Annotated in this window: 10 protein-coding genes and 1 pseudogene; 8 read left to right on the forward strand and 3 right to left on the reverse strand. The window is 50.3% G+C overall.

The features are described from left to right. Positions 1–268 precede the first annotated feature (268 nt). The 8 genes from KOO63_02855 (at position 269) to KOO63_02890 (ending at position 17,884) form a co-directional block, all read left to right on the forward strand. Positions 269–8,245 carry a hypothetical protein gene (locus tag KOO63_02855; GenBank protein MBU8920778.1) on the forward strand — a complete coding sequence of 2,659 codons (7,977 nt, stop codon included), beginning with the start codon at positions 269–271 and terminating at the stop codon, positions 8,243–8,245. Next, positions 8,245–10,251, forward strand: a complete 2,007-nt coding sequence (locus tag KOO63_02860) for a PorV/PorQ family protein (GenBank protein MBU8920779.1) — start codon at positions 8,245–8,247, stop codon at positions 10,249–10,251. Before KOO63_02855 ends, KOO63_02860 begins: the two co-directional genes overlap by 1 nt. After that, positions 10,232–11,842 carry a SpoIIE family protein phosphatase gene (locus KOO63_02865; protein MBU8920780.1) on the forward strand — a complete coding sequence of 537 codons (1,611 nt, stop codon included), beginning with the start codon at positions 10,232–10,234 and terminating at the stop codon, positions 11,840–11,842. Before KOO63_02860 ends, KOO63_02865 begins: the two co-directional genes overlap by 20 nt. Positions 11,843–11,844: 2 nt before the next feature. Further along, entirely contained in the window at positions 11,845–12,927 is a 1,083-nt protein-coding gene (locus tag KOO63_02870; protein MBU8920781.1) for an anti-sigma factor antagonist, read from the forward strand. A 57-nt stretch (positions 12,928–12,984) separates the two neighbouring features. Next, the gene (locus KOO63_02875) at positions 12,985–14,442 is read left to right on the forward strand and encodes a HAMP domain-containing histidine kinase (GenBank protein ID MBU8920782.1); all 1,458 of its coding nucleotides are present in this window, start codon (positions 12,985–12,987) and stop codon (positions 14,440–14,442) included. 1 nt (position 14,443) lies between these two features. Continuing rightward, positions 14,444–15,001, forward strand: coding sequence for a hypothetical protein (locus KOO63_02880; GenBank protein ID MBU8920783.1), 558 nt, complete (start codon positions 14,444–14,446; stop codon positions 14,999–15,001). Positions 15,002–15,202: 201 nt separating this feature from the next. Beyond that, positions 15,203–17,305, forward strand: a complete 2,103-nt coding sequence (locus KOO63_02885; protein MBU8920784.1) for a M3 family metallopeptidase — start codon at positions 15,203–15,205, stop codon at positions 17,303–17,305. 114 nt (positions 17,306–17,419) lie between these two features. After that, positions 17,420–17,884 (forward strand): GNAT family acetyltransferase, encoded by a 465-nt coding sequence (locus tag KOO63_02890; protein MBU8920785.1) that lies wholly within the window; start codon positions 17,420–17,422, stop codon positions 17,882–17,884. 14 nt (positions 17,885–17,898) lie between these two features. Here the strand turns inward: KOO63_02890 and thiS are convergent, their stop codons facing one another. From thiS to KOO63_02905, 3 genes and pseudogenes are all read right to left on the reverse strand, one after another. Next, positions 17,899–18,099, reverse strand: coding sequence for a sulfur carrier protein ThiS (gene thiS, locus KOO63_02895; protein ID MBU8920786.1), 201 nt, complete (start codon positions 18,097–18,099; stop codon positions 17,899–17,901). Positions 18,100–18,102: 3 nt separating this feature from the next. Then, a pseudogene (thiF, locus tag KOO63_02900) lies at positions 18,103–18,711 on the reverse strand (sulfur carrier protein ThiS adenylyltransferase ThiF). A gap of 91 nt (positions 18,712–18,802) precedes the next feature. Continuing rightward, on the reverse strand, positions 18,803–18,939 hold a 137-nt coding region (locus tag KOO63_02905; GenBank protein MBU8920787.1), incomplete at its 5' end, for an aldehyde ferredoxin oxidoreductase C-terminal domain-containing protein.

An 18,939-nucleotide genomic window follows, 5' to 3' on the forward strand; every position in this document is an offset into this window, starting at 1 on the left:
CCGTTCTGGGATTACGTTTATCTGCAGGACCGCTGATTCTCAGACTTACTTATAATTCTCCATAATTCTTTATGTTTCCTCATGATTGTGAATAGTTCTTGCGAATGTCCTTGTGAAATAATTTACGAGACAGGATTGGTAAAATCATAACTTGAATAATAACAGATAGATAGCTGGCTTTGCCTCGGGAAGGTGGAATCGTTCCGGAGGCGGCCGATCTGGTAATTGTGTAAATGACAGTAGGATACCTGATCAAGCAGAGCAGAGCATGAAATTGTTGAAATGCATGGTCGAGCACGGGTTATGTCGCAAAATGAGAGAGAGCGGGAAGATCTTTCATTCTCTTTTCAGGATGACAGGTATATTCATACTGTTTTATGTCGTTGCCGCCCTGCCGGCAGGGGCCGCTACGGATGACGGCACTATTCCGATACGTATTGACCAGTCAAGGGACTTTCTCTTCGCCCCGGTCACAGATCTGGCTATCCAGTCGATTCAATGTTCTTTTGATACGGTGAGAGTGGGCGATACCGGGATTCCTCTGACCGTTCGTCTCCAGAACCGTAGTGATATTCCTATAATTATGGATTATGTCTCGATTAACTTCTCCCTTTCGAGCGGGGGCGACCGTAATAGCGATTATTTTGTCACAACCCTACCGATAGCCAACGATACTATCTATCCGACAGATATAGTCTCATTTGATTTTCTCATCGATGTCCTTCCAGATGCTCTTATTGGAGAGATCGTCAGGATCAGCGCCTTTGCTGTGGGGGAGAGATCCGACAGCGGAGGGACAATCACAGTCGAGAGCTCGGATACACACAATATCCTCGACGAATTCGAGGCTGTCGCCTGGGACAACGATGACGGAAGTGAAGGCTGGCTGGATCCATGGACCGAGATCGGAGAATCTGATGGTCCCGATACCGGATTCGTCTTTATATCATCCACCGAACTTAGAATAGGCTCTGATCTGGTCTTTGATGTCGTCGGAATCGAGAGGGGAGCTGACCTTTCCGATATCGATGTTGCTACACTGAAATTCAAGTGGGCGTCAGATCCTCTCAACAAATTCCAGGGTCTGTTTCTGTCACAGATATCCGATGACGGAGGCGAAAACTGGGTCGATCTGGTTTCTATCGAGGGTGGCGCTTCGATGATAGCGGGTGAGGAAAGTCTCGATATCACCGAATGGGCAGGGGCAGAAACGAGGATCCGTTTTGTGACGAGCGACCTGTGCCAGGGCTTCATCTATATTGACGAAGTCGAGATAATCTTTGAGAAAGCTTCGGCAAGTTATGCCTGGGTAGTCCTGAACGAGGGTGGTCTTCAGGCATCGATAGCATTGCTGGATACCCGTTTTACTCCCGACCGTTCTGACGATTCCCTTATCGTGCTTCTGGAGAAGGAAACGACTTCTCTCGGCATCGTATACAGAGCCAACCAGGGTGTTCCTGTCGCCAGCATACAGTATGAACATGGCAGGGAGTACCGGCTCGTAATGCAGTACAGGAACCTGGAGGAATGGGAGTGGGAAGTGAAAGATTCAGAAAGAGGGTATTTCGCCTTCGAAGATATCTCCAGTGGATTTGGACGTGAATCGGAGCCCCGGTCCGGGCTGAAGGAATTCCTTCTGACAGAGACAAATATCGGTAACGAGGAGGATGACCCTGTCGATTGTGTAATAGGGGCTACAACCAAATCCGATCCTCCACCGTCATGGGATATCATGAGCGATCCCTGGTCAGATCCCGAAGTCGATGAAGGTAAGGTCGGAGAATTCGGAAGTATCATAGAGGGACTGACTCCGCCCAGGTGGATCCTTGATTGCAAGGATGGTGGAAAGGACTGGGAAGTCACGGGAAAAGCGGAGGCTGACAGGTCGTATTTCCATGAAATATGGTTCCGGCCCGATCAGGAATGGGAGCATGGAGACCTTGCCGATATCTATCTCCATTATGACGGTAATTCGCCGGAAAACTCGCTCAATGAATTTCATATGATATTCAGGATGGTGGACGACGATACACTGGGGCCGGAGATCTCGGATTATTCTCCGGAGACCATTCCGGAATGGAACGATATTTATATCACTACCCACATCTTCGATCCAAGCGGAGTCTATGATGACGATACGGACGAAGGAGGGCAGGGAGTATATATCATCTGGGACGATGATGGCAGTCTCCTGGACGGCTACAATGTGATGCAGATGTTCGCGATAGGAGGAGGGTATTTTCAGACTATCGGTTCTCTGGGATCCTATTCTGAAGGAATTGAGATACTATACAGGGTATATGCGTATGATGATGATAGCGATTCCGGGTCAGCCGACCGGAGCCAGTCCGTCAGCGAAGTGCATTCTGTCCAGGTCATTGGATCGAGTCCCGTCTATGAAACAGATTCTTCGATCTCACCTGACGAGATATATCCGGATATGCACGTAGACGGTTTTCAGTTGTTGATATCGAATCCCAATGCGGATGAAATAGTCCTGATGCCTGCCGTGTCTTATCTCACCCTCACCGACGGAGTCCTGGATGTTAACGTGAATCTGGTCAACGAGACGGTATTGAGGCCGGGAGTGAACGATTACACGATAGTCTTCGATCAGGCAGACATCCCGGAAGCTTTCAACGCTCCTGATACTGTAGAAGTCGATCTTCATCTTGAGGGGACCATCCAGGGATCATTGTTCTGGAGCCAGGATTGGACATTGTCCGAATCGAACCGGATAATTGTCGACGCGCAGACAGTCTTTGTCGAGGCCTATCCGCTTCCTTCTCCCGCTGTTAATCCGGGAGATCGTAATGCCGAGATGCTTCGTCTTAAAATAACGAACAAGGGGCTGGCAGATGTCCTGGTCGACAGTCTTGTCGTCGATAACCTTACTACGGGGACATTTACTGTGCCCGGAAACGATGTAAACTTTGAGACTCTTTATCTTTACAGACAGAACGAATCTATTGTTGCGGATCAGAGTCCTGCTGAAGGCGGAGTAGAAGATCTTTTGAAAAGCAGGCCTTTTGACGAGGACGATTCGCTGGCCGCGACTGCGGTCTTCTCCGATGGAAAGGCCGTATTCAGGTTGTCACAAGGGAACTATGTGTCGATCGGAGAAGAAGTCTATTACTATGTCACGGCGGATATCGATTCGTTTCTAGCCTGTGATGGAGATCTTCTCGATATTGCGGTGATGTCGACAGATTCGATCTTTCTTGCCGGTAACGGTATTGTCGAATCCGACCAGTCCATACTGAACTCCGAGGGAATTTCTGTCGTAGATGGTTTTGTGAACACACAGGCCGCGGTACTCGATGTCCTGCCGGACACTCTCTGGTCGGGTGTTTCGGAACAGCTGATCTTTGCTATTGAACTACCTTCCAACGGGTATGCTCCTGACCTGCTGACAGAGCTGGCCCTTCACAATTATGGAAGTGAAGCGGCAAACGCTATGATCTCGGATCTAATGCTATGGGTGGATGATGGAGACTATATCTTCTCATCCGATGAAGATGAACAGGTTGGGGAACTGGTATTCACGGGAGGCGTCTTCGTGATATCGGGGATCTCGGTGCCGGTTGTAGGGTCCAGATTGTTATTTGTCACATCGTCATTCGGTGGGGATTTTTTGAGTGAACTCATGGTCCGGATCGGGTTGCCAGTCAATGGAGCGACCTATGTGTCAGGAAACGAAGGGCCGATCAACATGGAGATTCTTTCTCCAGTATCACAGGTCCTGCTGAAAAAAGAGTTTCTGGCCGTGTCGATCATGTCGAGGGCTGGTCCCGAATATTTCTATAATCCCGGTGACCGCGCGGTCGAACTTACGGGGTTGTCCATGGAAAACAGTACATTGTCGTCACTCATTCTGGAGTCGCTGTCTCTTCGTGGAAACACCGATATGTTCGAATGTGTGCCGGGACAGGAAATAGACCTCTATCTGGATGATGGAGATATGGTGCTCGACACAAGCGATGATACCTGGTTGATCTCGTCCACGATGTTGTCGGGTGTCTGTGAATTTTCCGGGTTGGATACCGGGATAGAGCCAGGAGATCAGATCGTTCTTTTCGCTGCAATCGATGTCGATTCGTTTCTTACGCCTGATGGGGATACTTTGTCGATTCGCCTCGAATCAGCCGGGGATATAGTAATATCTTCGGTCGCTGAAAGTGATTTCTCGGTCGAGGGTGAATTCCCTCTCGCACCGGAAATCAGCCCTGTCTCTGACGGGATGATGTCGTATCAGCTTGGAGTATATTCAGGATCTGACAGCACCATGACCGGACGGTTAAAAGATATTCTGGCAATGGAGATCGTAGTGCCCGGAAACGGTTGCCGGGACGATATTCTGGAATCAGTCAGAGTCATAAATATTGGTACCGCACGCGAGAACCATATAGAGACCTTGTGGTTGTGGAGAGACAACGGCGACGAAAAGTTCTCGGCGATCGACGATATCAAGGCTGGGTCGATGATTACGGATGATTTCAGGGAATTCATCGTGGACGGGTTATCGGAACCTGTCTCCGGTGATGGGAACAGTACATTCTTTATCACTGTCGATCTGAATGAAGGATTTACCTCCGGGGCAGACATATGGCTGCAGATACCGGTGAACGGAATCTCGATGTCATCGGGCAATGACGGCCCGATAGATGAGAGCATGACGACCGGGCAGGGAGTAGTCATACCGGTCCCCGACAGGGTGACGGTATATTCGAGCCTTCTCGGGAACAAACGTGTCCGGTGCGGTGACCGGAACATCCTGAATATGGTTCTCGGAGTCTATAACAGTTATTCGGATGACAAGATGCTTAAATCGTTGATACTTCTCAAGGAAGGAACGTCGTTTATTGACGAGATCGAGCTGGTCCAGGCCTGGGCGGACGCCAACGGTAATGGCCTCTTTGACGTGGAGAACGATCTCCTTCTCGAAACGGTCGATCCTGAAGGAGCAATAATAATATTCGATGGCCTAGACCTGGCTCTTGGTTCGTTCAAGAACAGCCTGCTCTTTATTACCTACGATCTTCCCGGACAGGGTGTCCGCGATTCGGTCTCGATCGACTTCAGTATTTCCGACAGGGCTTTCCTCGAATTCAATGATGATGCGATAAAGGTGGAGGGTGTGTTTCCTCTCGAATCGGCAGGCACGGATTACACTGATGGAATGAAAGTATCGCAGATATCGATACCCTCTCTGACTGAGATAATGGTTTCTCCTGATGATGAGGATGTCTTCGCCTATTCTCTTACAATCCCATGTAACGGGTCGGAGAATGACATATTGAGAAACATTTCGTTCGAGAACGAAGGTTCCGCTCTTGTCGGAATGGACGTAGGTTATCTGCGGTTATGGAGAGAAACCGGTGGTTCAAGCCCGGGTTTCGACGAGGGCGAGGAGGAACTGATCACTTACCTGTCCTGGAATGGCAGCAGTTGGAGCTCCTTCTCAGGACTGGATGAATATATAGGCTGCGACGGGCTCTCTCTCCATGTGACGGTGGATATCACAGCCACCGCTTCAGATGGAAGAATATTGATGCTCGATGTGCCGGCAAATGGAATAGAGGTAGCTTCGGGCAACGATGGACCTATAGACGGGTCGCTCGGTCAGCCTGTACGGGTCGTCATTACGACCGATCCTCTTGTGGCTGGATTCGAAAGCCTTTTGACTGTGACTTCTGGTCAGGAATTCGATCTGGGATTGAGAGTGGCCAATGTTGCCGACTCTACCATTGTGGCCATCAGGCCATCGGGGTTCGACTGGTCCGGGACAGGATCGATCATAGTTGAATCAGGTCCTACCCCTGGATTTATCGATCTTTCCGGACAGGAGGACAGCATGTTCACCTGGTCGATGATTGCCGGAACCCCCGGTTTCATCATCTTCGAGGGGATGGTGGAAGGGGAGTACGATACCGAAAGTATGATCAGCCGTTCAGACACACTGTTTATCCAGGGTGTACCCGGCGGATTCAATATGACTCTGGACGATCTGGCTCCGGTCAGTCTTAACAGGGGGACGACGGATGTCGGGATGATCGAGTTTACGATGATATACAGCGGCTCATGCCTGCAATGCGCACCCATCGATCTGGGATCGGTCGAACTGATCTTTAAAGACGCGGCAGGTCAGCCACTGGGAGTGAGTGATATAGCTACCGTTGTCTATCTCCGGGATGAAGTAATGCTGATCGCGGATATCAATACGACAGATATCGAGGACTCGGCGGTCACGCTTGTTCCCTTCGATCGGGTGATGATCGAACCGGGAGGGATGAGGACTTTCAGGGTGTATATCGATGTCGGGCCCGAAACGAGCGGAAATGATTTCAGGATATCCCTTGGCTCGGCTTCGGCATTTGATCTGATCGATCATAATACGGGAATAGCTGTGGAGATCGGTGGAATAGAGTTCCCATGGACGACGAACGCGGTGGATATCAGAGAGCCCGCACTGGAATTATCAGTCGGTATGGATGGTATCGCGCCGGAAACGATCAACAGGGGCCAGGAGGATGTCCGGGTGTTCAGCCTGGTCCTGACAAACGTGGGGAGCAGTTCGGGAGCGGATATCAGTATCTCCTCGATATGTTTCGAGGTGGAAGATATATTCGGCAGTTCAACGGAAGCATCCGGGATATTCTCGGAATTCCATCTTCAGGACGGACCGGGTTATCGTTACTGCACGGTGTCTGCCTTTGGAGCTTCCCAGGATATAGAGTGTGTATTTCAGCCTGAGATCGTCATCTCTCCAGGGATGCCGCTTGTCCTCGATGGATATGTCGATCTTGTGTCTCATCCTGCCCCTGAGGGGTTCAGGCTGGTACTCCAGGATTCACTATGTATAGGCGCAAGGGACGCCAATTCCGGCCAGACGGTGACGGTACGAAGTGATCAGGCTGGAGGATATGATTTTCCGATGGATTCGGGAGGAACAATGATCCTGAACCCGCTGACCGGGCTTTCGGTGTCCGGTACGTCTATGTTGCCGGATGCTGTCACAGCATCGTCCGTAGATGTAGACGCTCTTAATGTAGTCATTCGACATACAGGCAGCCAGGAAGAGTCGAGTGCCTTGCTGAGATCGCTGTCAATAAGGCTGCTTGACAGTTCAGGTTCAGGAATCCCATGGAATTCCACGATCGAGGGGTTGAGATCGACGGCGGGAGACAGTGTCGCAGGAGAGGTCTATCCGGCCGCTGGAGACACTTCTTCATACATGACACTGGTTTTTCCAGGCGATCTGCAAGTATCTCCGGGAGATTCGATCGATATCGATATCTCGGTCGATCTGGAAGGTGAATCCCTGCCCCCTGACTTTCAGATGCAGGTAGCACAGAGTGGGATCGAGGCATATGACGCTACTTCAATGGAAAGGTTTATTTCCGTTCAGGGCGAATTTCCTCTTACAAGCGGAATAGCTGAAATAACGCTGCCAGCAGACGGCATCACGTTCGGGGCGGGATCGATCATGCCGTCAAATGTAGTGCCTGGCGAGAAGGCCGGGTTGTTCAAACTCAGATTCTCAAGAGACTTGTCTTCGGAAGGTTCTCATGTGATCGTATCAGGATTCGATATCGAGTTCGAAGACAGATACGGAATACCGATAGATCCTTCAGCAATAATAGAAGACATCATTATAGAGAACGAAGGAACTGATGTCGGATTGACGATGGAGATCGTCTCGGGTACTACCAGGATCAGTCTTGTCGATCCGGTCATGGTGGAGAAGGGACAGTCCATTGTCCTTGACATATCAGCAGGAATATCAGAATCAACATCGATCGAGGCTCTGCGGGCCGAGATCCCGTCGGTATCGAGCATCGTATGTGTGGATGGTGTATCGGATGAGTCGGTGGCTGTATCGTTGGAAGAAGGCTTCGCATTACCCTTCATATCGGGTATGGCCGCTGTCATCGCCGGGGAGACGGAAGCTTCGTTCTCGAATTATCCGAACCCTTTCATTGCAAGCCAGGAACAGACAAGGATAACGTTTTTTCTTCCATCAGAATCCGAAGTCTCTCTCGAGGTCTATACGATAACGGGGAAACTGGTTAAAAAGATAATTGACAACGAGAGCATGATGTCCGGGCTCCATCAGGATATATGGTGGGATGGCAGGAATGGTCGGGGCGAAAAAGTATTGAACGGTGTCTATTACCTGGTCCTGAAAACCGGAGCGGGTGGGAGTGAGAAAGTATTCAGGAGAAAGGCAGCACTGGTACGCTGATGAACCGAATATTCAGAATAATCATCCTTTCTCTGGTAGCGATGGCCGCAATAGCGCTACCGCGTGTACTGGTCGCTGAAGATGGGACGGGTGGGACTGTAAGTCCATTTGCCCTTGGAGCAGGAGGAAGGAACACGGCACTCGGCGGAGCCTCAGCTGCCATCTGGGGAGGGTCGTATTCCCTCGTCTGGAACCCGGCGGGGCTCGTTTCCGTGGAGAGGGGCGAACTGGCTCTGTTCCATACTCCCCTGTTCGACGGCGCATGTTCATATTCAACGGCCCTGGTATCATGGCCACTTCTCGATGCTGGTGTGATATCGGCTGGAATAATGCATCTCAAAATAGGTGATATCGAAAGACGTGACTCTGACAATATGTTGGAAAGCGGTGATCTGTCGAACAGGCAGACCAGGTACATCCTTGGTTTCGGCAGGACCATTCACGGAGGACTTTCGGCAGGGATCAGTCTTAAGCTGGACAGGTATGCCCAGGGTGAATACAGCGCCAACGGATTCGGGATGGACGTGGGCCTTGGAATACGGAGAGAAATCAAATCGCCACTGGTCGATGGTATGGCCGCGGGAATCAATTTTTTCAATATTGTGGAGCCTGTCTATACGATCGTCAGTGAGGAATCGGGCGATCCTTCAGGGGCCCGGGGCGGGATCGCCATGTGGCGTTCGATGCCGGGAAGTCTGGACGATCGGTTTCTCTTTACCTCCGATCTGGTAAAATCGAGATACAGCGAGACCGGGTTGCATGCGGGAGTCGAATACAGTATAAGCGGAATGTTTGCGGTACGGGCAGGGTACGACGCGGGGAACGTCACGCTTGGTGCCGGGTTCCGGGTTCATACAATCGAGGTGGACTATGCTTTCAGGGATTCCGATCTCGAGAATTACCACCTGTTCTCGATATTGTATGGATACGGCGAGACGAGCAGCCAGAAGCTTGCCAAACGCAGAATAGCAAGAGATGAGGAAATTCAGAAAAAACTCGTTTTTGAGACGGACAGGTATGAGACAGATCTGATCTCATCTTCAATGGAAAGCGGTAGAAGGGCACTTGAAAATGGCCATTATAACAAGGCCACGGGATATTTCGAGGCAGTCCTGCTCTGGGACCCCACCAATACCGAGGCAAGGGATTGTAGAACCAGGGCTGATGCTCTCACCCATATTAAACGTGCGGACTCGCTTTTTGTCGGTCAGATGTACTCGGAAGCATTGTTCGAATACAGACTTGGCAGTCAGCATTTCGATCACGAAGAGATCGACAGTCGGATCGAAGCCTGCGAAAAATCGATAGGGGAAGCCGAGAACAGCAGGGCTATTCTTGACAGGATGATCTCACATTCACTTGAGCTCTATACAAGTCGGCAGTGGGCTGATGCTTCACGGGCGTTCGAAGAGATCCTGGTGATCGACCCCGGTAACAGTATAGCGAATCAGTACCGTGAAAAATCAATACTCAGGAACAGGGAGTATTACGATTCACTTATCAGGAGAGTCGAGCAGGCAGTTTCCCGAATGCATTACGAAGAGGCCGCAGAGCTTGTTCACACGGGGCTGGAGAATTTCCCCGGGGACAATATCCTGATCTCGCGATTATCCGATATCGAACGATTGAAGAGAAGAGCCGGGGATAAAGTCCCTGCAGGGGCTGAAGTGGCCACACTGAAGCCCGCATTGTCTTCAGCGATGATCGAAGGCCTGAGGCCGGACTACGAAAAGGGAGTAGCCTCCTTTACCGGCGGGCAGTACGAGAAGGCTATCGATTCCTGGGAAAAAGTCTGGAAGGTGTGGAAGGGCTTCGAGAAGGTAGAGGAATATCTTGTCAAGGCGTACCAGTTCAGGGGCATGGATCTATATACCGATCACAGCTATGAAGAAGCGCTTGAAGTATGGCAGAAGATCCTTGTGATAGATCCCGGGAATGAAAAGGCTGCGAGGTATATCAGGAGGACCAGGGAAGAGATGGGCCTTCTTGAAAGAACGAGAGGATGACAGTCAGCGGTGTGATATGAAAGCAATAAACCTGAAATTTCAGATCACTCTATTCGTGCTCCTTCTCATTGCGGGACTTGTCACAGCTTTTTCGCTGACATCCGCTCGTGTTCAGCGGACGATCCTCCTTGAGGAGGTAAGACAGAAAGTGGTACTGCAGGGAAGGAACCTGGCACTGAACTACTCCAAACCCCTGCTCCATAAAGATCCCGAATTTGAGCTTCATCCACATATCCGGAAAGTCCTCTCGGGCGACAGAAATATCAGGTCGGTCGTGGTCGTGGACAGGGAAGGGAAAATCAAGGGGCATCGTGACATGAAGATGATAGACGTTCAGTTCAGGGATGAGACTGGATTCGCGACGGTCGGCGACATGTCAGGACTTGCTCCCGATGAATCTCTGAAGATCCGTGATGATATTCTGCTGGTGTCGACTCCGATAACGGATCAGGAGGAGACTATAGGTACGGTGTTTATCGAGTATTCGACTGAAGGGATGATGCAGACTCTGGCAGAAGGAAGAAAACGGATTATGAGAATAGGACTGATTGCGCTGGGGGCTGGTGCTTTGATGTCCCTGCTTCTGGCAATTCTTATAGCCAGGCCAGTCAATCGCCTGACCAGGGGAGCCGAGTTGATCGGCCAGGGACGTCTGGATACAAGGATAAGAGTAAAGTCGGTCCGGGAGATGAATGTGCTGGCAGATACGTTCAACAGGATGGCTTCCAGTCTCGAGGAAAACCGTGATGTCATGAGAGAGAAGGAGCGTCTCGACAAGGAGCTTGAGATCGCGAGATCGATTCAGCAGACTCTTCTTCCCTCTGATATACCCGAGCCCGAAAGATATGATATCGACGCATATTACAACTCCGCGGAACTTGTGGGGGGCGATTATTACGATATCATCCCATTGGAAAATAACCGGATCATGTTCGTAGTCGGCGATGTCGCCGGCAAGGGAGTGCCGGGTCTGGTAGTGATGGCGATGGTAAGGATGATGGTCAGGGACCTTGCCCAGCGGGGTGAAAACCCTGCCAGGCTGCTCAGGCATCTGAATACTCTTTTGTTGAGAGATGTTCGTAATAATCTTTTCCTGACCATGTTCTGTGGTGTCCTTGATCTCGGATCGAACGGTTTCTTCTGGGCCAGCGCGGCTCATATGCCGCTGGTCTACTTCAGGGGACGGGACGGGAGTGTGCGGATGCTGGGGACGAAAGCCAAACCTATGGGGATCTTTCCGGATGAAGTATTCAATAAAGGTCTCAAGGAATATCAATTGACGTTTGAGCCTGGGGACCTGCTCCTGCAGTACACAGACGGATTAAACGAGATGCGCGACCGGAAAGGCGACGAATTCGGCCTGGAAAAGGTCGAGGAGATAGTAAAAAGTGTGGCGTCCAGGGGGGCAACGGATCTGCTTGCGACCCTGAAAGAGAGCCTTGATGAATTCAGGGGCGAAGTGCCCCAGAGCGACGACCTGACGCTATTGGCATTGCGGATGCGACAGTCCGTTGAAACAGGTGTCTCGTCGGACAGGAATGAGGATCACGGGAAAGTCAGCACCGGAATCCATGACCGGAGTAGTGTATAGCGATGATACTCGAAAAAATCGATTTAAAATCATCGGAAATAACCGTCAGTTGCGGTGCCGGGTCATACCTCGATTCCCTGGGGAGGGTCACAGGTGTGATCCTCCTGTCGATCGAATCAGGATTTGATTCGCTCCGCCTTGTCAAATCAGGACGATGCGATGATTCGATCAAGCCCGTTCTCGATCTGATCCTGTCGAATAATCCATTCGTCAATATAGTTGAGTCCGAAAAGAATGAATCAGACCGGATCGACAGTCTGAAGATATGTGATCATCCACAGATCTCGGTCATTGGAGAAGGCTCCGGACATCTGTACAGGATCAGAGCCAGCGTGACGGTCGAAGGGACTAATTTTGCCTCCAGGACCGCCGGCATCATCACCGGGATCCTCGGTTTTCCCGGATTCATGTCGTTCGGAATGAGATTAGCCTCTTATGAACTTCTCATGAATATATCCGAGCACGGACACGGTCCCGGGAAAAACAGGTGGGTCGATCTTATACTGGAAAAGAGAGAGGACAGCCTTTTTATGACGATTATCGATGATGGTCCCATGTTCGATCCCACAATAGGCATTGATTTCGATCTGAAAAAATATCTCGGAAGCGGAAAGAACAGAGGCCTTGGGTTGATAATGTTAAAGAATATGAATCAGAAGATGACTTATGCGAGAGAGAACGGGAAGAACATGATTGTCATCAACAGCATGGTGGCAATCGATATTCCAAAGGGAAAGGAGAACGGAATGGCAGCTTTGAAAATTGATGAGGGAATACCCGGAGCGGACGGAATAAGCGAGATCATGATTAGGGGGGAACTGGATACGAAGGGAGCACTCAGACTCGAGGAATTGATGAACGATCTCATAAGTAGGAAAATCTACAAGACCGTTCTCAATTTCAGGGATGTCAGCTTCGTTTCAAGTGCGGGTGTCGGTATGCTTCTGGGACTGGTCTCGTCACTGAGGAGAGAGGGCGGCGAAGTATATCTCTCCGAGCTGACGAACAAGGTAGAATCCGTATTCAAATTACTTAACCTGGACGACTATTTCAAGGTCATCACGGGACAGAGCGGGAAACTTTAGGCCGATGATATTGTCATCGAGATATTGATCCCAGCGTCAGGACAGATCATGGAAGTGATGAGTAAATCAACTGAGACAGACAGAGCCACAGACGTGCCCTCGATGCTCGAACAGGAGCTCGAGAGGAAAAACATGGCTTTCGAGGCTCTTTTCAGGCTGATGGAGAGGATCGGCACGACACTCGATCTGGAGACCATAATACGTCTGTTTCTGATGACGCTGGCCGGGCAGCTGAGCCTCGATCAGATCGCTTTTTATCTGGCATCCTCGAAAGAAAATCTTTTCAGGGTTTATTACTCTCTGGGGATCAGTACGGGAGAGTTGCCTCCTGCAATAGCAAGATCCTCATATATCGTCCGGACTCTTGGGAAAAAGCTCGACCTTGTAGAGATCGGTGAACCGTCTGATCTGGCGGCGTGCGCCGACCCTTCAGACGATGAGGCATTGTTCTCGATGAACGGATTCAGTTACGCATTTCCACTTATCGGAAAAACGGGTGTGCAGGGTATAATCCTCATGAGCCGGAAGATCGACGGAAGCGGGTTTACAGAGTTCAACAGAGAGATCCTTCATGTTCTGACGAGATCGGCAGCCATGGCTGTCGGCAACGCGATGCTGTATAACGAAGTCCTGGTGTCGAATATGGAAATGGAAGATTTCGCAAGGGTAAAGAAGGAATTTCTCTCCCACACGTCGCACGAGCTCAGGACCCCCCTGACAATCCTTAAGAGTTCTCTGTGGTCTATCGAAGAGAAAAAAGGTAATGACGGTGTACTGATGGAACTCGCCTGCAAGGCGGTTACTCGTCTTAGCAGCATGGTAGACCAACTGTTGTCACTGAACGATGTCGGGATTAACGCGTCATCGCTCAACCTTGTCCGCACAAATATCCTGCAATTGCTGGAATCGTCTTTTGTGGAAAGGATCTCCGAGATCAGTGAGATGGGGGTCACCTTCAAACTGGACAAGATGAACACTCCTGATGACCTGTTTATAGACGCTACGAAGATGAGGATTGTCTTTAAAAGCATCATTGATAACGCGGTCAGTTCAGTAGAGAGTGGTGGTAGTATCTACCTCAGTGTTTCCACAAGGACTCTCTCCCCTGATGAACTGGAGGGTGTGGAGATCATCTGCAGTGAATACCGCAAGGAATATCCCGTCGATTCTTCTGCGCCAGATTCACATGAATCTGAATATTCAGAAGATATATCGATCGGAGTTGGAAAAAGAAACGGAAATCCTGTCGATGAGTGGGTGGTGATCAGGGTGAGGGATGACGGTGTGGGTATACCGGAGGAGGAGATAAGGACTCTGAGTGAACCATTCATGAGAGCGTCGAACTCGAAGATGGCCGATGTGAAAGGGTTGGGGCTCGGGCTCTCGGTCGCATCGAAGATCATCTACTCGCATGGTGGTAGATTCTACTGTAGCAGCGAAAAAGGACGAGGAGCTGAATTCTCGGTCTGGCTTCCGGTCTCCTATAAAAAAGATAAGAATCAAGACGGAGGTTAAGATGGAAATAAAAGGTTTGATCTTTCATTCAAGGAAAGAGTTTGTCGTCGAAAATTTCGGTGAGGAAGGATGGAATAATGTCGTAGCTTCACTTTCCAGAGAAGATCAGGCACTACTCGATGAAATCATCCTCACGGCGAAATGGTATCCGTTCGAAGTGGGTGAGAGACTCGATAAGGCTATCGTCGATATACTCGGAGGTGGAGACGGCCGCATATTCAAGAAGATAGGGGTGCAGTCGGCTCAGAGGAGTCTGACCAAGGTCCATAAGACTTTTCTGACACCCGGCGATCCACAGGCCTTCATGAAAAAATCAAGTATTATGTACAAGTTCTACTATGACACGGGATATCGTGAATATCAGGAGACTGGTCCGAATTCCGGCGTCATCACCACCTATGAAGCAGAGACCTTTTCACATCCCGACTGCCTCACTGTCATCGGATGGTATGAGGAAGCTCTGAGGATGTGTGGGGCCAGAAGAGTGAAAGGAGTAGAAGAAGAATGCAGGGCAAAGGGTGGAGATGTATGCCGTTACAGGTTCGGCTGGGAGATCTAGGCGGGGCATGTCCTGACCGGGACTGAACTGGGGGCAGTCAGTCTTTCAATTGTTTTTATCACCTCTCATGATTCAGTTTATCATTTGCTTAAAAACCTTGATTTGTGGCAAGGGATTGGTCTAGACTCTCCGGGCTTGTTCTTTAATCCTCCCCCCTTCCTGCCGGAAGCAGGGGGTCAGCCCGAATGATCGGAGTAAGCCATGCGCAGACCTCTTTTCCTGACTATCCTGGCCGTGATGATAGTGCTTTCCTGTGCTCAACAGGTCGGCACCGGCAATCCCATGTTGTCGGAGTTCGATACGCCATTCGGCGTCCCTCCTTTTGAGGAGATAAAAGAAGTACATTATATTCCTGCCTTCCAGGAAGGGATAAGATTACAAAATGAAGAAATAGCGGCGATAGTCAATGATCCTGAATCACCGACTTTCGAGAATACGATTGCGGCGATGGAAGGTTCAGGAACCCTCCTGAACAGGGTCTCCAGTATTTTCTTCAGCCTGAACTCTGCCAATACGAATGAGGAGATGCAGGCTATAGCTAAAGAGGTAGCACCACTTCTGGCCGCTCATGGCGACAACATTGCTCTCAACAGTGAGCTTTTTCAGAAGGTCAAGGCAGTATATCTTCAGAAGGATGATCTGCGATTGACCACAGAACAGAACAAGGTGTTGACCGATTATTACAAGAACTTTGTCCGGGGTGGCGCAGATCTGAATGAGGAAGACAAGGCGGGGCTTCGCGAAATAAACCAGGAATTGTCAGTCCTTGGCCTTCAATTCGGTGAAAATGTGTTAAAAGAGACCAATAAATTCGAATTGATCATCGATGACGAAATAGACCTTGCCGGGCTTCCCGAAGCCTCGGTCATCGGAGCCGCCGAGGCGGCCGCCAGCAGAGGCTATGAGGGCAAGTGGGTTTTTACGACTTCCAAACCCAGCATGATCCCATTCATCCAGTACGCCGATAATCGTGATCTGAGAGAAAAGATCTACAAGGCCTACATAAACAGGGGTGACAACGACGACGAGCTCGATAACAAGAATATACTGTCTCGTATAGCGGCTCTAAGAGTCAAAAAAGCCAATCTTCTCGGGTATGAGACCCACGCCCATTTCATACTCGAGCAGGGAATGGCAAAGGATCCGGCGAATGTCTTTATCTTCCTCGACAAGATATGGTTGCCGGCTCTTGCAAAAGCCAAGGAAGAAAGAGCGATGCTGCAGAAGATGATCGACGATGAAGGTCATGATTTCAAACTGCAGAGTTGGGACTGGTGGTATTACTCTGAAAAGGTAAAGAAGGCCATGTATGATCTCGATGAAGAGATGATCAGGCCCTATTTTCAGCTGGATAATGTAATCAGTGGCGCTTTCACTGTTGCAACCAGACTATGGGGAATCACTTTCGAAGAGCGGACAGATATTCCCAAGTATCACCCTGACGTCAGGACCTTCGAGGTGAAGGAAGCAGACGGAACACATATAGGTATACTGCTTGCAGATTACTTTCCCAGAGAGAGCAAGAGGGGTGGAGCCTGGTGTGGCACCTACAGGCAGCAGTGCAGGCTGGGTGGCAAGATGATCACTCCTGTAGTCAACAATGTCGGCAACTTTCAGAAACCTACGGCCGATAAACCTGCGTTGCTGACCTGGGATGACGTCCTTACTCTTTTCCACGAGTTCGGGCATGGTCTTCACCAGCTTCTGTCGAACGGGACATATCCTTCGGTGACGGGAACGAATGTCGCGACAGACTTCGTCGAATTACCTTCACAGATCATGGAGAACTGGGCAGGTGAGCCGGAAGTGCTGACGATGTATGCTACACACTACGAGACGGGAGAGGTCATCCCCGACGAACTGGTCGCGAAGATGAAGAAAGCCAGCAAGTTCAACCAGGGATTCGCTGTGACAGAGTATCTGGCCGCGTCCTACCTGGATATGGACTGGCACACGTTGAGAGATGAGGTCGAACAGGATGTCGATGATTTCGAGACCGCCTCACTCTCGAGGATCGGACTTATTCCGGAGATCATCAGTCGTTACAGGAGTACCTACTTCAGGCATATCTTCTCGAGTGGTTATTCCGCCGGGTACTTCAGTTACATGTGGGCCGAAGTCCTCGATGCCGATGCTTTCCAGGCGTTCAAGGATGTTGGCATATTCGACCAGGAACTGGCGCAGTCGTTCAGAGTGAACATACTTGCCGCCGGTGGTTCCGACGACCCGATGACCCTTTACATGAAGTTCAGGGGCAAGGAGCCCGGGATAGAGCCTCTTCTGAAGAAGAGAGGCCTGATCTAGGTTCAGGGCTTTATGCATCAGAGAACGAAGGGGGCTTCCCGGTCAGTCCGGTCGGCCCCCTTTTATTACGGGCACGGATGGAGTGGCAGGTGAGCCGGAGAGGACGATGGTGGAATGAACGAAGAAGAGATTCAGTTACGGCCCTTTGTAGAAAAAGATAGAAGATCTCTTATAAGACTCTGGGAATCCTGTGATCTCGTCGTTCCGTGGAATGACCCTTCGAAGGACATCGATAGAAAGCTCCGGGTCGATCCCGATCTTTTGCTCGTGCTGGTCCGGAGATCAGGTGATGACAGGGAAGGAGGGGAACTGGTTGCTTCAGTGATGGGAGGATACGAGGGGCACAGGGGGTGGATCAACTATCTCGCTGTCGATCCCCGGCACCGCGGCAGGGGATATGCCCGTACAATCATGAAAGAGATCGAGGAAAGGATCAGGGCAAAAGGATGTCCCAAGATCAATCTTCAGGTGAGAGAGAACAACAAAGCGGCAATCGATTTCTACAAACACTTCGGCTATGCTGACGATCATTTAATAAGTCTCGGAAAAAGACTGGTCGATGACGGGAAAAAAGGTTGATCATGCTGGAGAGATCATCCTCCATGTGCCAGATGGAAGACAACCACTTTCGAACCGCTTTCCAGTTCGTATGAATCATAATCTTCTTCCGGTATGAGAGTCTCGTTCACAGTTACTGTGATCAACACGTAGTCGTAGCCCATCTCATCGAGCAGATCCTGGACCGTCATCCCTTCACGCCATTCAAGCTTGTCCCTGTCATTGACGGTTATCATTTCTCATACCTTCCCGCCTGTTGTCAGCGCTATTGCTGTGTTGGCCTGAGCGGCAGCAGCAATAGCTACTCGCGCCCCACAGAGGCCGATCTCGGGATCGGATCGTTCGTCCCCGACGATATAAATATTACCCGAAGTCCTGATCTCTACCGACGCACTTCTGCCGATACCTGCGATGCCGCTTACCCCGATCACCGGCCTGGCAGGGTATGCGGAACACCATTTTTCCAGAAGCCAGTGCTTATCCTCGGCCCTGTCAAAAGCCTCTATCAGTATCTGGGCATCTCCGAATATTTCGATAAGATTATCGGCTGTAAGCCTTGTCTGGTGCAGCTTCAGATGGATAGCCGGGTTGATGGCGCGGAGATGGTCGGCGAGTGCTTCTACCTTGACTCTGCCGATATCTTTCTGGAAAAAATGTTGCCGGTTGAGATTCGATTCTTCAACGACATCATGGTCGGCAAGGATGAGGTTTCCCGCTCCCGATCTTGCCAGGTAAACGGCTGTGTTGGATCCTATTCCTCCACATCCGGCTATACCAATAGTCGCGGAAGCGAGCTTCTTCGTAGAGCCGGGAACGTTTCTTTCAAAAATGACGTTTTCCATATCCATGACCTCAGAGTCTTGTGAACATGCTCATCCCTGAACGGCCGCCGGAAATCGAGACGGCTGCCAGAAAACAGGCGGCCAGCTCAAAACCGATTTATTCCTGATCGTCTTTAATGATCTCGACGAGTTCGGGAAGGTCGATCCCGAGTTCTTTCAGGCGTTCGATCTTCGGAACACCGTTTCTCGTCCAGCCCCGTCTGTCATACGCCGCATCGACTACCTTGTTGTACT

This window comes from Candidatus Latescibacterota bacterium (genome assembly GCA_019038625.1).
Taxonomy (GTDB): domain Bacteria; phylum Krumholzibacteriota; class Krumholzibacteriia; order Krumholzibacteriales; family Krumholzibacteriaceae; genus JAGLYV01.

What these genes read in the sequence shown, in the direction of transcription:
- KOO63_02855 (MBU8920778.1), top strand. Translation starts at nt 269, where the DNA reads ATGAAATTGTTGAAATGCATGGTCGAGCACGGGTTATGTCGCAAAATG.
- KOO63_02860 (MBU8920779.1), top strand. Translation starts at nt 8,245, where the DNA reads ATGAACCGAATATTCAGAATAATCATCCTTTCTCTGGTAGCGATGGCC.
- KOO63_02870 (MBU8920781.1), top strand. Translation starts at nt 11,845, where the DNA reads ATGATACTCGAAAAAATCGATTTAAAATCATCGGAAATAACCGTCAGT.
- KOO63_02875 (MBU8920782.1), top strand. Translation starts at nt 12,985, where the DNA reads ATGAGTAAATCAACTGAGACAGACAGAGCCACAGACGTGCCCTCGATG.
- KOO63_02880 (MBU8920783.1), top strand. Translation starts at nt 14,444, where the DNA reads ATGGAAATAAAAGGTTTGATCTTTCATTCAAGGAAAGAGTTTGTCGTC.
- KOO63_02885 (MBU8920784.1), top strand. Translation starts at nt 15,203, where the DNA reads ATGCGCAGACCTCTTTTCCTGACTATCCTGGCCGTGATGATAGTGCTT.
- KOO63_02890 (MBU8920785.1), top strand. Translation starts at nt 17,420, where the DNA reads ATGAACGAAGAAGAGATTCAGTTACGGCCCTTTGTAGAAAAAGATAGA.
- thiS (MBU8920786.1), bottom strand. Translation starts at nt 18,099, where the DNA reads ATGATAACCGTCAATGACAGGGACAAGCTTGAATGGCGTGAAGGGATG.